The 15,777-nt window shown below is 36.9% G+C and carries 9 protein-coding genes and 2 pseudogenes; 8 read left to right on the top strand and 3 right to left on the bottom strand.

Annotated elements, in window-relative coordinates; all coding sequences use genetic code 11:
• Positions 1-265 precede the first annotated feature (265 nt).
• Positions 266-2,340, top strand: a pseudogene (locus ACIQ7T_RS19305) (serine hydrolase domain-containing protein).
• A gap of 87 nt (positions 2,341-2,427) precedes the next feature.
• Here ACIQ7T_RS19305 and ACIQ7T_RS19300 read toward each other — a convergent pair.
• A complete protein-coding gene (locus tag ACIQ7T_RS19300; protein WP_402872659.1) occupies positions 2,428-2,637 on the bottom strand; it encodes a hypothetical protein in 210 nt (69 codons plus the stop codon).
• Between the two features lie 1,185 nt (positions 2,638-3,822).
• Here ACIQ7T_RS19300 and ACIQ7T_RS19295 point away from each other — a divergent pair.
• On the top strand, positions 3,823-4,110 hold the full coding sequence (locus ACIQ7T_RS19295) for a hypothetical protein (protein WP_402872656.1): 288 nt from the start codon (positions 3,823-3,825) through the stop codon (positions 4,108-4,110).
• Positions 4,083-4,298 carry a GNAT family N-acetyltransferase gene (locus ACIQ7T_RS19290; RefSeq protein ID WP_402872653.1) on the top strand — a complete coding sequence of 72 codons (216 nt, stop codon included), beginning with the start codon at positions 4,083-4,085 and terminating at the stop codon, positions 4,296-4,298. Before ACIQ7T_RS19295 ends, ACIQ7T_RS19290 begins: the two co-directional genes overlap by 28 nt.
• A gap of 373 nt (positions 4,299-4,671) precedes the next feature.
• Here the strand turns inward: ACIQ7T_RS19290 and ACIQ7T_RS19285 are convergent, their stop codons facing one another.
• Both ACIQ7T_RS19285 and ACIQ7T_RS19280 read right to left on the bottom strand, forming a co-directional pair.
• Positions 4,672-6,099: a serine hydrolase domain-containing protein gene (locus ACIQ7T_RS19285; protein WP_402872650.1), complete on the bottom strand. Its 1,428-nt coding sequence runs from the start codon at positions 6,097-6,099 to the stop codon at positions 4,672-4,674.
• Between the two features lie 78 nt (positions 6,100-6,177).
• Positions 6,178-7,207 (bottom strand): annotated as a pseudogene (locus tag ACIQ7T_RS19280) (IS256 family transposase); the annotation flags it as partial.
• 244 nt (positions 7,208-7,451) lie between these two features.
• On the opposite strand from ACIQ7T_RS19280, the gene ACIQ7T_RS19275 reads away from it, so the two are divergent.
• From ACIQ7T_RS19275 to acnA, 5 genes are all read left to right on the top strand, one after another.
• Positions 7,452-8,171 carry an ABC transporter ATP-binding protein gene (locus ACIQ7T_RS19275; RefSeq protein WP_370080126.1) on the top strand — a complete coding sequence of 240 codons (720 nt, stop codon included), beginning with the start codon at positions 7,452-7,454 and terminating at the stop codon, positions 8,169-8,171.
• Positions 8,140-10,605 (top strand): FtsX-like permease family protein, encoded by a 2,466-nt coding sequence (locus tag ACIQ7T_RS19270; protein WP_402872647.1) that lies wholly within the window; start codon positions 8,140-8,142, stop codon positions 10,603-10,605. The genes ACIQ7T_RS19275 and ACIQ7T_RS19270 overlap by 32 nt, the downstream gene beginning before the upstream one ends.
• 6 nt (positions 10,606-10,611) lie before the next feature.
• Positions 10,612-11,118 (top strand): PadR family transcriptional regulator, encoded by a 507-nt coding sequence (locus tag ACIQ7T_RS19265; RefSeq protein ID WP_323657096.1) that lies wholly within the window; start codon positions 10,612-10,614, stop codon positions 11,116-11,118.
• Positions 11,119-11,189: 71 nt separating this feature from the next.
• Positions 11,190-11,825: a hypothetical protein gene (locus tag ACIQ7T_RS19260; RefSeq protein WP_370080120.1), complete on the top strand. Its 636-nt coding sequence runs from the start codon at positions 11,190-11,192 to the stop codon at positions 11,823-11,825.
• A gap of 1,175 nt (positions 11,826-13,000) precedes the next feature.
• A complete protein-coding gene (gene acnA / locus ACIQ7T_RS19255; protein ID WP_370080118.1) occupies positions 13,001-15,706 on the top strand; it encodes an aconitate hydratase AcnA in 2,706 nt (901 codons plus the stop codon).
• Positions 15,707-15,777 lie beyond the last annotated feature (71 nt).

Here is a 15,777-nt window from a genome sequence, read left to right as displayed (position 1 = left end):
GCTGCATAATAGGAGATGACCAGCAAAGCTAATTTAGCCGAGCTGGTCTTTTTAATTTACTTAGTCATAATCAACCATAAGTCTTAAGCCCGATATGCTATCAGTCTATCACTGTATTTACGAGTAAATAAAACTTTGATATTCTATTTATGGAAAATACTTCTTGGAGAAGGGGGATCAAGGTGTTAAAGTAGACAAAAAAATTTTATTTGTAGGGGCATGTTTTAGGAAGTGTATATCTAGAAATCAAGGAGGCGATTCTTTTATGAAAAATAAACTATCTGCGGTGTTAGCCGCTACATTAGCGTTAACGATGAGCCTACCAACAGGGGCTATGGCGCTTTCTAGCAGTCAGGCTACGGTTGTAGCTAGCCAAGAAGTAGCTAGTCAAGAACTAAAAAAGATTGCGGCAGAGAAGGCTACTTTACTCACGGAATCCTATGAAACGACTAGCGTGCAGTATGCGCTAATTGATAATGGTAAACTAATTTTGTCGGGTCAGACAGGCAAGAACGATATGAAAGGGAAACAGCCGCTGACCAAAGATACCCTATACGGGATTGGTTCAGTCAGTAAAATGTATGCAACGGCGGCTATGATGAAATTGGTCGACGAAGGAAAAGTCGATTTGGATACTCCTGTTGTCCACTATGTTCCTGATTTCAAGATGAAAGACGAGCGTTACAAAAGCATTACGCCACGTATGCTGTTGAACCACTCCTCCGGCTTGCAAGGTAGTACGCTTAGTAATTCATTTTTATTTAATGATAATGATACCTATGCCCATGATAACTTGTTGCAGCAATTGTCCAGCCAGCAATTGAAGGCGAATCCTGGCGCGTTCTCGGTATACTGCAACGACGGCTTTACGCTTGCCGAGATTATGGTGGAAAGAGTCAGCGGTATGAGTTTTACCGAATTTATACATCAACGGTTTACAAAACCCTTAAAGCTAAATCATACGAAAACGCCACAGGACAAATGGGAAGACGATAAGCGAGCTGGACTTTATTTTCCAACGTTCCAAGGGCAGCTTCCTACTGAATCGGTGAATGTAATTGGTACGGGAGGGATCTCTTCCACAGCAGAAGATATGGTACGATTCTCACAAATATTTATGGGACAGGATAAAGAAATTCTCTCTGATAAGGCAGTCAAGGCGATGGAGCATGAGGAATATAAAAAGGAATGTGGCCAGGGGATGGTGATAATATTGTCAACTATGGTCTTGGCTGGGATAGTGTGAAACTATATCCATTCAGTGAATATGGGATAAAGGGCTTGGCTAAAGGCGGCGATACTGGACTGCAACATGCTTCACTGGTCGTACTTCCTGAACAGAAGATGGCAGTGGCTGTGTTGTCATCCGGCGGTAGCAGCACAACAAATCAACTGATGGCGACTGAATTACTGCTCACTGCGCTTAAAGAGAAGGGCACAATTAAGGATATCAAGCCGAACAAATCCTTTGACAAACCGGTCAAGGCCAAGATGCCTCAAGACGTAGCGAAGAAAGCGGGTTTTTATGGTAATAGTTTCAGTCAATTCAAAATAGATATTACGAGGAATGGAGAATTGATCCTACCATCTAATCCAGAAGAAAAATATGTATATACTGCGAATGGAAGCTTTATTAATGCGGAAGGTACCTCCAAGTTCAATTTCGTCACAGAGAAGAATAGACGAACATATTTGAAGGAGAGCACATTTATATCGATGCCAGGCTTAGGGCAAGTAGTGATTACTCAATATGTAGCCGAGAAACTAGAAGACAATGTGCTATCGAAGGAAACCACTGCCGCATGGGCAAAGCGGGAAGGCGTCAAGTTCTATCTTGTGAACGAGAAATTTAGTTCTATGCAATATTTAATGATGCCTACCCAACAAATTAATAGCAAGGAAGGCATGGAGGGCTATTGGGAAAGCAGAAAAATTACAGGCCCTAACACGGCGATGCATCAGCTCCAAATACCTGTGATGGGTGGCCGTGATACGTCGGAAGCCCGTTTCTTTACAGAAGGCGGCGATGAATATATGGAGATGTCCGGATCTTTATACGTAAGTGAATCCAACGTAAAACCGCTGGATGTAAGCCAATCATCCAAATTTACGCTGCAAGCAAATGGGCATGCGAAATGGTTTACGATCCCGCAAGAGGTAGCAGGGAAAACGATGACCGTGGCGTTGCCATCAAAGAGTTCGTTCGCTGTGTATGATGAGAAGGGAGTATGCGTCAACTTTACCGTTGTGAGCGGCAATAACAAAATAAAACTGCCGAAAAGCGGAACGGTTGTATTTGCTGGCGCGCCGAACTCGGAATTTGCAATCACGTTGAACTAACTATAATTCAAAGTACAGAGAATCCAGAAGAAATAAATGCAGATAAAGTTGATGAATAATATTTTAACAACAACTGGACCAAGATAGCTAAATGCCATCTTGGTCCAGTTTCATTTCATTTAACATTTGCTTACGCTCCAATATCAATCCCATAAACTCATCTAAATCTTCCTCTAAAGCATGATTTTTAATAAAACTACGTGCCCTAGATCGAGCACTAATGTACTTTGCACGCTCTTTATTCTTTTCTTGCCAGCGTTTATTTGCTTCGGTCTGAGAATTTTTTTCCAACTTCATCACGTTCCTTCAATAATCTTTTTTGTTCACGTTTTAAAAAATATCCCTGGATGTATAACGCAAGCAGAGCAACCAGTGAGACAATGAGTAGGATACTTAAAATTTTCATATGCATGTAGTATACTTAGTAATGAGGGAGGGGATAAACCCCCTCGTCTCATTTTTCTTATTTCTAGCTCTAGCTTCTTGTTTTCTAACTTCTTCTTCCGGTTGTCGAGCCATTTTGAATGAAGTTGTAAAGCAATGAATGCTAGGGCTATTATTGTTCCTAAGTATTCCACATATTCACCTACTTTCTATACTTTAATTATACTAATACTAGTATACAACGTCGATACTTTCCTTCAATTATTTCCATTAAAATCAAACATTTTTTATTGAATAAAAACGAACATTAGTTCTATGATGTGCACAAACAAACGGGCAAACGATGTGATTCAATTTATAAAATAAATCATCGTTCATATGATTGGTTAAAATATAAACATTTTAAAGTTTATATTTACTGCTCAGGGCGTATTCAACAAAAGACAGCAAACTTAGTATAGATAATCCTTTATAAATAAGAATTTATAGGGGGTTTTTTATTTGCCTTAAAATAAAAAAAAGGGTGTATTTGTATAAAATATTCGAGCAGTTAAATCATAAGCAGACCCCTCAATGAACTCATTCGCAACCATGACAACACAAAAAAAAGTTAATAATTTACAGAAATGATATTGATATGCTAAACTTTTCCTAAAAAACAATGTTTGTATTTTGGATAGTAACACTAATCGTCTGATTTATTATGAAGTTTGAATGTACCAATATTAAAAAAATTCAAAGGGGATAATAGTATGAAAACTTTTTATCATTGTTTAATAATGTGGATACCCTTTGGATTGCTGTTTTCCTTAGAAAGATTGTTGCTCTTCAACTCCCATGAAAGAACTTAATCATCTTTCATTTTCTGTGGTGTAGCGCTGGTTTTTGCGCTACATGGATGGCTAAAGGGGTAGTTTAGTTGAAGAGTGTTGTTTAACTTATTGTTCATCAATCGGGCCAGATTGTGGAATAACAACTTTTTATGAAAGATTACCAAACGACGCTTGGGAACTTTTTTTAAAAGTATAATCTAAAAATGGCTGAATAATTTTGTATATATTTTACAATAAAAGAAATCAAGAAGGAGGTTTATATTTTATGGGAGTTTCATTATGTAAAGCAAATATAGATGATGCTGTGACGATTCATGAAATGCAAGTCAAAGCATTTATGCCCTTACTAGAAAAATATCAAGATTATGATACAAACCCTGCCAACGAATCCTTAGAAAAAATTATTACTCGGTTTAACCAACCTTTTACAGATTATTATTTAATCAAATATTTCGAAGATACAATTGGTGGTATTAGAGTTGTAAAGATGGGAAAAAATCTTATCGTGTCAGTCCTATATTTATATTGCCAGAACATCAAGGAAAAGGAATAGCCCAAAAAGTCTTTGCAAAAATAGAACAGATACACCATGATGCAAAATTATGGGAGTTGGACACCATAATACAAGAAGAAGGACTCTGTTACCTGTATGAAAAGTTAGGTTATAAAAAAACAGGTGAAACAAAGAAAATAAACGACAAAATAACAGTAGTGTTTTATGAAAAATCCCATTCTATTTAAGAACACTTTAGTTCATTGGAGATTCATAAAGTATACATTATAACTTCAAGAATCGTTCCCAAATGGAAGTTTGGAAACACACCAAAAAGGCACGAATGTTGTTAAATCAATGTTCGTGCCTTTTTACGAGTGTGTGCAGAAATAATAAAGTTGTTTAATTTACAATAAAGTCATTTAAAAAATAATATAGTTGTTTAAAAATCCTTATTCCGAACGAACAAGTTAGTGGAAGTAATAGTAATTAGGTTTGGCTGGGAAAATTGTCGATGATATTAAAAAAGACACCGAAGTGTCTTATGTTTTTCAAATTAAGCATACCGATAAATTGAAATTTAATTACTTAACATTATGCTTATCTTGGGAGCAAGGTATTTTATCGGTGAGTGTATACAAACCATGTAATGCTGGCTGTTAATAATGCTGACGAAATCAAAGCTGTAAGAACACTAGATGTTCGCCAAATAAGTATCGTTGACCAATCTAAAGCACAGCACAGTATACCCAGGGCAATCGTAGCGATCAGGAAAATAATTGTTACGATTATTCTCTTTTTTGTCATTGGCTGCCGCTCATTCGTTTTCTTTCTGCGTAATCCTAAGAGAAATAACAAAACGGCCAATAGGCAAAGAATAATTGTGATAGACGACAAAGTGATATCCAAAAGCTGTGTGCCGCTTATTTCATATGACTGAGTTAGATTGCCGTCTAATATATCTTTAACTTTTAGTACCAGGTTTATATTGGTATTTGCACCGTTGCTCAGCAAGCAGACAGCTGTTCGTTCATTTAGCAGTATGGCTACTTTGGTTCTGAAATTTGGATTGCCCCCAGTGTGTTCTATAATCGTTTGGTCGGCGTTTACCGACCAACCTGCCGCATAATACATATCGTTGACAGCCGAAACAGACATATCACCCTTATGTGATTTTTCGATAACCGTGTGAAATATTTCGGGTATGTCTTGCACGATACCCATCTGTATGCCCATCCAACGCGCCATATCTTTTGTATTAGAAATGATGTAGCCTGCGGGTTTATTCCCAGCATAATCCGGAGCTTTAAATGGAGTTGTCATAAAAAAGGAAGAACGGTAGCCCTGCGCTAACTGTCCAGTGGCTTGAGCATCTTCTTTATAAACATACGTCTGGTGAAGACCTAATGGCTGAAATACCTGTTCCCTCATAAAGTCTTCATAGCTTTGTCGCGACACAATCTCAATAACCAAACCCAATACGTCATAATTAACAGTTCCATAGTTATACTGTTCACCGGGAGGGAACGCCAATTCAGCATCCACGAGCATTTCCACAGTCTTTTGCAACATATCCGGTGTATTGCCTTGAGGAATATTTTGAGTATGCCTAATATTTGTTAGACCACTGGTATGGTGAAGAAAGTTATTTAGTGTAAGGCTTTGCATATCAACAGGTTTCCCTTGATACTTTAACGTAAACCAAGGTAAATATTTTTGGACAGGGTCAGTCATTGAGAGCAGCCCTTGCTCTTCCAACAGCATAATACCCATACCGGTAAAAGCTTTACTGACCGAGGCTAACTCATAGAGTGTATTTTCACTTGCAGACAACCCCTTTTCACGGTCTGCATACCCTGAAGAAAAGTAGAACACTTCATCATCAGCAAGTATTGAGATTGACATTCCCGGCACACCTGATATACGACGGGCATCATCTAGCAACGCTTGAATTGCCGCAGATTTCGAATCTGACAACGCATAACTTTGTGTTGCGAATCCTGAGAATAATATAAATATCGTTAATACAAAAACAATAATCTTATTCATAAACTCTCCTTTTTGAAAAATTAGGTACCGTCAATAATTTTGTGTAAATAAGTTTTTCCTTTTCTTGTAGACGCTCTTTTATTCTTTCGTTTTGAACAGATTTTCAAGTTCTGCTCGAGCTTTGTCAAAACCTATATGGTACCTGGTGGCGAACCGTTGATTATATTCTTCAAACTGTGAAACTAGAACGCGTTCTAACGATTCTTCGTTGGGGAATTCCTCCTTACGCTTGCTATATTTCTTGATTTGTTTATTGAATGATTCAATCAAGTTGGTGGAGTAAATACTACGCCAAATGGATTTTGGAAAGCTATAGAACGTGAGTATATAAGGATTGGCAGCTAACGGTTTTGTGACTTTGGGATAGAGTGTTTTCCACTTTTCAATGAAATCTTGGAGCGCTTTCTGTGCATTTTCCAAGTTATCTGCACGGTAAACCTTTTTGAAATCGTCACAGATTTTTTGGCGATCAGAAATTCGTACTTTATGAGAAATATTTCGTTGTAGGTGGACACAACACGTTTGGTATTTTGCATCTGGATAAATGGAGAGAATGGCATCTGCGATACCTTTTAACCATCTGATACAAATAATAAGATTTCTTCCGCACCACGGTCTTGAATGTCTTGAAGAACCTCTTTCCATACGCTCGCTGATTCAGTCGGTGCAATGGTATATCCTAGTACATCTTTTGAGCCATCTTCACTGATTCCAACGGCAATAAAAACAGCCTCTTTTGCGACTGTTTCTCGTTTTAAAGCAATATAGGTCGCATCTAAATAAACACACGCATACCGTGCAGAAAGGGGACGAACTTGAAACGCCTCAACTTGTTCAGACATCACCTTTGTGAGGTTCGAAATCGTTTGTGGTGTGTAATGGTGACCATACATCCGCTCGATGAGATCAGCAATTTCAGCGTTTGTCACGCCTTTTTGAAACATATGAATCACGAACGCTTCTAGTGTATTGTATCGTTTGAACGGCGATAGGGCGCTACGGTTTGTTGTTTAAATTCTCCATTACGATCTCGAGGGATAGCAAGTTGAAGATCACCAAACTCAGTATGTAGCATACGCGTATAGGAACCATTTCTAGAATTACCAGAGTACCTTTATAGTACCGGGAGGTGCTGCGTGTTTATATGCGTTATTTGAATACGGGCTTACGAATAAAGTGACGACTTTATTATCATTATACAGTATTTATGTATAATGTATACTAAGTATACATTATACTTAGGGGGTCTTTTATAAAAAATACATAATTTATAATGAAATTTAAACGATTTTACTTTTATGCATTATATACTTAGTATATAATAATTTCGAAAGGATAGGAGGAATTAAAACATGATTAAAGTTAGAAATTTGAAAAAGGAATTTATACAGGGGCAAGAAAGAACACAAGTCTTGAAGGGTTTTGATTTGAACGTTGAAGAAGGCGAATTTGTGGCTGTAATGGGCCCAAGTGGTTCTGGAAAGAGCACATTACTACAACTTTTAGGGGGTCTTGATGTTCCTACTGAAGGAGATATAGTAATAAATCAAAGTAATTTAAGTAATATGACGGAAAAAGAAAGAACGATATTTCGTAGAAAGTATATCGGTTTTATTTTTCAGAATTACCAGCTACTCCCTACATTAAGTGTAGAAGAAAATATAGCTTTCCCTCTTCATGCAGATGGTAGTTTAACTAAAAAGAAGAACCAAATTATTATAGAACTACTTGATTCTGTCGGATTGAAAGGACTTGGTCGGAAACGTGCTAATTTGCTGAGTGGCGGTCAACAACAACGAGTTGCTATAGCCAGGGCGTTAGTTAATAATCCTTCTGTTCTATTAGCCGATGAACCAACAGGAAATTTAGATAGAGGTAAAGCCGAAGAAATACTCGGATTAATATCAAGATTCAATCGAGAGAATAATCAAACAATCATCATGGTAACGCATGATATTTTCGCAGCTGGGTTTGCTGATCGAATTATTCTTTTTAAGGATGGTGTTATTGATCAAGTGATTTCTAGAAAGGATGATGATTATGCTAAATATGTGGCGAATTTCATGGCGTAATATCACACAAAATAAAAAAAGGTTTTTCATTTCCCTACTTGGGATAATCTTAGGTATAGCTTTTGTAACATCTATGCTTATTGCAGACAAAACAACAAATGATGTTTTCGATTATTATGAAGAAATGTATGTGGCAAATGCGGATTATTGGGTTCTAAGCGATGAACATACTTACTCTGAGGATGTGGTTTCGTCAGTTTTAACTAGCCCAATTGTGACGGAAACCATGCTTGCACTTGATAAACAAGCCTTTTTTGAGCTGGAGGGTGATCAATCTTTAAATCAAAGATCTGTCCGAATTACAGGCGTGAATGATCAAAGCAGTTCTTTACTGAAACTTCCCGTTATCGAAGGGAGTTTGGATAATGAAGGTTTGGTGATACCAAAAGCTGTTGCAAATCTGTTAAATAAAAAAGTAGGAGATACAATTAGGTTTACCGATTTGGGAGAAGCTAAGGTTTCCGCCATTGTTGAATATACGCAGTTGCTTGCAAGTCCGAGTAACTGGGAGCGTGCTGAATCAACCAGCTTCCGAATCATGGCTCCACTTGAATTGCTACAAGAATGGACTGGTATGGAGGACAAACTTTCCTATGTAAGATTTCAAACAACTGAAGAAGGAGAGAAACTTTTTCAATCTCTCCAGGAAGAATTTCGTAATTCAAATGTATATGTACAACCAGTTGTCGCGGATGATCGACAAAGTAACGATATAGGGGGACTATATACGTTCTTTTACTTAATTGCTGGGTTATCTATGTTTATTAGCGGATTCATTGTTTTTAATATGATTTATACAAGTGTTATGGAGCGAAAAAAGGAATTTGCAATCATGAAAAGTTTCGGATATCTACAAAGTTCTGTTTCCAGACTTATTCTTATTGAAGTACTACTGTTGGGGCTAATAGGTACAGCTGTTGGGGTGCCTATGGGAATTTGGCTTGGGGATATGTTCATGCAAACTTTACTAAGCGTATTTGAATTTGACATGGTTTACACATTAAATTGGAAAATACCTGCATTAATAGCTGTAGTAGTTGGAATTTTATTTCCTGTTGTATCTTCATTATTTCCTATTTACAATGCGGGGAAAACCTCTGTGTTATTGACATTAAAAATGGCAAATCAAACCCAATCATCGAGAAGCCTGTACATAGTTAGGGCAGTTCTAGGTGTTGGCTTGCTTGCTGTTGTATTTATCAATCATCCCATCTCTTATTTAGCGATTTTAGTAAGCATCATTTTGTTGTTTCCATTATTGTTACTTGGTGTGAGCAGGATATTTAAACCTATTTTAAAATTAATCTTCGGCTACTCTGGTAGTCTGGCAACGCAAACCCTTACAAAACAATTAAATCGAAATGCTAATACTGCTGCTATTCTTGCTGTGGGGATTGCAGTGATATTATTACTAAGTGCTGTTATTGAATCCGCACCTGAAGGTTATGAAAATGAAATCAGGAATACGTATGGAGGAGACCTGAGAGTTTCATCAGAAGCACCTTGGTCTAATCAGGATATAGAAAAGTTACTATCGTATGATGCTGTTGTAAATGTTGATCCTTTAACGGAAGCTACGCCAATTACATGGGTAACCACTGATGGGGAGAAGAGACAGTTTTCCATTTTTGCTGTAGATGAAGAAGGCCCCACCTTATTTGAAAGTTCTAATAAAGACAATTTATATTATGAGCTGGCAAAGGAACCTTCTGTTATCCTCGGCGAAAGAGCTTTTGATGAATGGGGTGGAAATATAGGAGAATATATTTACATTAATACACCCTCAGGTAAACAACAACTTGAAGTCCTTGATGTAGTGAAAACATCGAATTACTCAGGCTATGTTGCATTTATGGATGAGAATCATTTAAATAATAAATTTGGTTGGGCGAATCATTTCGACATATTATTAACTTTAAATGACGGATATACTGGTGAACAATTACGTAATGAGTTATGGTTGGATTTCAGCACTCATCTCTCAAAAGTAGAAACAGTAGAAGATAAAATTAAATCAACTACTTCAGCATTAACCGGTATGAATGAGTTGATTTTAATCATGTTAGTTTTAATCATTGGACTAGCTAGTATCGGTACAGCAAACACTTTATTAATGAATACGTTGGAACGCACCACCGAGATAGGGACAATGCGAGCGCTTGGTTTTACGAAACAGCAAGTTAAAAAGATGATCATTGGAGAAGGTTTACTTATTGGATTGTCGGGGTTTATTGGTGGTATAATTTCGGGTGTAGTTTTACTTTATACAACTAGCCAATCCGAACTATTGGGAGGGTTGATATCTTTTCAATTACCTTTAGGGAATATTATTCTGGCACTGATTGCTGGTGTTTCTCTAAGTCTCCTTGCTTCTTGGATTTCCAGTACTACAGCTAGTAAAATAAATATTATATCATCACTCAAAGAAGGTTAAGCAATTATGTCGGTTAAGTACGGAATATTAACTCTGCTATTTCTACAAAAAAATCACGGGTATGAATTAAAACTAGAGCTAGAATCCCATCTGGGAGTTAAAGGAAAAATTAATCCTGGTCAAATTTATACGACTCTAGACCGTCTAATACGTGATCAACTTGTCTTATCTGTAGGAATGGATGACCAAGAAAGAAAACTTTATGAAATCACTACGGAAGGTAAAAAAGAGTTGGAAAATTGGTTGCTGGAACCTGTACCCTATCATTCTACTAAAGAAGACTTTCATTTTAAATGGAGCTGTGCTCGTAAGATTGATTTCGAACAAGAAAAGAAAATGCTTGATCAACAAAAAGCGATGATAATGAAAGATGTCATGGAATTGACTAAATTTAAAACGGAATTTCTTCTTCAAGGTGACGAGAATAGGTATTTATTAATCACTGGTACCCTCTTGCATTTAGAAGCAGATTTAAACTGGATAAATCAAGTTGAAAATCGAAATAGACCATAATTCTAGGTAAAGGTTTTCTCTTTTAAAAACCTTTGCCGTTATTCAATCTTTTGAAGGGGAGTGAAAATTTTTTGGATGTTATCCTTGATTACAATTGGGAATTGTTTATCTCTATAGAGGTATTGTCATTGGGATCCCTGATCTTATTCGGTATATTTCGCTATTTTTTTAAAAAAACTCGATATAGCCTAATGTTTATTTTTTTATTTCTGTTTTTGTTGATAATTGAGGGATTACTCGGACTGTATGTCTATCGTCAAACAGGAGAAATATCAACTTTTCAAATCGTTATTATCATCTTTATCATTTATGCTTTTACATTTGGTATACTTGATTTTATCAAATTGGATCGTTGGATGCGTAAAAAAATTGGAAAGTTACGTGGCGTTGAATTATTGACTGATAAAGATTATGAGATTATTGAAAAAAATAATAATCCTAAATATATTGCAAAGAAATATCGTGTATCATCCTATATTCATTTAGTTTTGTTCATTACAGTTCAAGCTATTCTATGGGTAATTGGTACAGAAAGTTTGGCAGAAATAAAGATGTACTTAAGTGATTTTTCGTGGCTAGGAAATGAAAATGCTAAAGGATCACCTTATCCAAATGATGCTGCGTTTGCAATAGGTGTAATTTGGGGAATTGTATTTATTGCTGACTTTATTAATTCATGGTCTTATACATTGTTTCCAAAAAAATAGGCAGAAGTAAGTTTGAACTTCAAAATTCGCACAATTATGGCATATACAGGTTATAATCGCCTTTTAATAATTAGTGGAAACAAGATATTAATCTATTCTTTGAATACATGTCCACAGTGAAATAGTGTTGTTTAATTACACTTTTTTATAAAAAGGTATTGATAAAGTGTAAGCCCGAATTATAAAAAAATAGGCGCACTTTTTCGGTACGCATCACGAATAGCCGTATATCATTGATTTTTTTATCAGATATACGGCTATTTTATTTTCCACATGCAGCTTGGATGTTTTTTGACCAAGGCATGTAGTGATTTAAAATTTCTAGGTTTCGGTGGATATCCAGATTCGGTGGATCCGTCATTAACTTCAACAGGTATTGATAGAAGTCCACTAAATGCGCCCTTATTTTTGGTATATATAACAAAATTATGGATACAGTTATCTTGGGTTACAGCGAAAATCCTTTTTCATTATTAGTGGGCACAATGATAAACAAAAAATATAAGGCTCTAGCTAATGTTGAGTTTGGATTTAAAACAGAAGAAAAGAGCCTTTCGTCAAATCGCCAAACATATTGCAACAAAAGTAGATCGCGATATGATTTGGCTGGAGCCGAGATTGTATTGTAAAGTCCAGTATTTAGAGAAAACTAATTCTGGATTGTTAAGAACAGTATCGTTTAAAGGATTTTGTTTTGATAAAGAACCTGAAGAATGTATCTATTGAAATAATAGTTCATGAAAAGTCACTCATTATTTATTTATAAAATGAGTGACTTTTTTAAATTTTTTTAATATGATTTATCTATATAAAAAATATGTTTCTTTGTAAGATTTCTACTATATAAAGTACCTGTCCGAACGATTGTTATAAATTATTCAATATTATAGGTGGGGTACCATTAAAAAAACTACGAGTGCCCCAAAAAATGCCCCAGTTAAATACACTTCATATAAAAGGTATAAAAACTTCTTTTTAGCGAAACCTTCATATTATGCACATCAAAAAATTAAAAACATTAGGCTACAAACCAGGGTCATAAGGATTACTTATTGAAAAAGATAATATTAATGTAATTTACTTATGAATATAAATACGCTATTATGGGTATTGGAGAAAAGATGCTTTAAAAATTTATATAGCCTTTTCAAAAAGAAATTTAGGGGGATCCGCAAATGGCACAAGGTAATTTACACAACAGCCGCGCATCATTCGAAGTTAATGGTAAAACTTATAATTACTATGACTTAGCTGCGATTGAAAAAGCTGGCGTTGCAAAAGTTTCAAACCTTCCTTACTCAATCAAAGTATTATTAGAATCAGTTTTACGTCAATATGATGCATATGTTATCAAAGAAGAGCACGTAAACGAATTATCAAAATGGGGTAACGGTGCAGATCCAGAAGCAGAAGTACCATTCAAACCTTCACGCGTAGTATTACAAGACTTCACTGGTGTACCAGTAGTAGTTGACCTTGCTTCTCTACGTTCTGCTATGAAAGAAATGGGCGGCGACCCAAGCAAAATCAACCCTGCTATTCCAGTTGACCTTGTAATTGACCACTCAGTACAAGTTGACAAATACGGTAATGCATCTGCATTAGCAGCAAACATGGACCTAGAATTTGAACGTAACGCTGAGCGTTATAACTTCTTAAAATGGGCTCAAACTGCTTACAATAACTTCCGTGCTGTACCACCAGCAACTGGTATCGTTCACCAAGTAAACTTAGAGTATCTAGCTCCAGTTGTACACGTAAACGAAAATGCTGACGGTACATTCGAAACTTTCCCAGATTCAGTAGTAGGTACTGACTCACATACAACAATGATCAACGGTATCGGCGTTCTTGGATGGGGCGTTGGTGGTATCGAAGCTGAAGCAGGTATGCTTGGTCAACCTTCATACTTCCCAATCCCAGAAGTTATCGGTGTTAAATTAGTTGGCGATCTTCCAAACGGAACTACTGCTACTGACTTAGCATTAAAAGTAACTCAAGTATTACGTCAACGTGGCGTAGTTGGTAAATTCGTTGAGTTCTTCGGACCTGGCGTAACTAAATTACCACTAGCTGACCGTGCGACAATCTCTAACATGGCTCCTGAATATGGTGCTACATGTGGTTTCTTCGCAATTGACGAAGAATCATTAAACTACATGCGTTTAACTGGTCGTGACGAAGAGCACATCGCGGTTGTAGAATCTTACTTAAAAGCTAACCACATGTTCTTCGATCCAACTTTAGAGCCAGTTTACACTGACGTATTAGAAGTAAACTTAGCTGAAATCGAACCAAACCTTTCTGGTCCAAAACGTCCACAAGACTTAATTCCACTATCTCAAATGCGTACTCGTTACAAAGAAGCAGTAGTGGCACCACAAGGTACACAAGGTTTCGGTTTAACTGAAGATGAATTCGCAAAAACTTCTGTAGCTAAATTCGCTGAAGGTGATGTAGAAATCCCAACAGGTGCTGTAGCAATCGCTGCTATCACTTCTTGTACAAATACATCTAACCCATACGTATTAATCGCTGCGGGCTTAGTTGCGAAGAAAGCTGTAGAAAAAGGTCTAACTGTGCCTAAATGGGTAAAAACTTCTTTAGCACCAGGTTCTAAAGTAGTAACTGGTTACCTTGAAGATTCAGGTTTACAAACTTACCTTGACCAAATCGGTTTCAACACTGTAGGTTACGGTTGTACAACATGTATCGGTAACTCAGGTCCATTACTTCCTGAAATCGAAGACGCTATCAAAGAGAACGACTTATTCGTAACTTCAGTTCTTTCTGGTAACCGTAACTTTGAAGGTCGTGTACACCCACTTGTAAAAGCTAACTACTTAGCTTCACCACCACTTGTTGTTGCTTATGCACTTGCTGGTACTGTGGATGTTGACCTACAAAAAGATTCATTCGGTAAAGACAAAGATGGCAACGAAGTATTCTTCGCTGATATCTGGCCTACAACTGAAGAAGTTAACGCAGTATTAGGTACTGTAGTTAACCGTGAATTATTCCAAAAAGAATACGAAACTGTATTCACAGCGAACGAAAAATGGAATGCAATTGAAACATCAACTGAGTCTCTATACACATTTGATGACAAATCAACTTACATCCAAAACCCACCATTCTTCCAAGGTCTTGCAAAAGAGCCAGAAGCTATCAAAGGCTTAGAAGGCTTACGCATTATGGCGAAGTTCGGTGACTCAATTACAACTGACCATATTTCTCCAGCTGGTGCAATCGGTAAAGATACACCTGCAGGTAAATATTTAATCGAAAACGGTGTTGCAATTCGTGACTTCAACTCATACGGTTCTCGTCGTGGTAACCACGAAGTTATGATGCGTGGTACATTTGCAAACATCCGTATCCGTAACCAAGTTGCTCCAGGTACAGAAGGTGGTTTCACTACTTACTGGCCAACAGGTGAAGTAGAGTACATCTATGACGCATGTATGAAATACCAAGAGCAAGGTACTGGCTTAGTAGTACTTGCTGGTAACGACTACGGTATGGGTTCTTCTCGTGACTGGGCTGCTAAAGGTACTAATTTACTTGGTATCAAAACAGTTATCGCACAATCTTACGAGCGTATCCACCGTTCTAACTTAGTAATGATGGGTGTTCTTCCACTTCAATTCATGCCAGGTGAATCAGCTGATACATTAGGCTTAACTGGTAAAGAAGAAATCTCTGTTAACATTACTGACAACGTGAAACCACGTGAAATCTTAACAGTAACTGCTAAATCTGAAGACGGATCAGTTAAAACTTTCCAAGCTTTAGCTCGTTTCGACTCAGAAGTAGAAGTAGACTACTACCGTCACGGTGGTATCCTACAAATGGTTCTTCGCGCGAAAGCTGCTCAATAATCATTTAACTAAAAAACCGATCTCTTAGGAGATCGGTTTTTGTCTATACATAAAAATAATTGTCATGGGGG

The organism is Lysinibacillus sp. NPDC096212 (genome assembly GCF_044763105.1).
GTDB lineage: Bacteria > Bacillota > Bacilli > Bacillales_A > Planococcaceae > Lysinibacillus.
The sequence above is the reverse complement of the archived record's forward strand: the minus strand, read 5'-3'. Positions and strand labels throughout refer to the sequence as shown.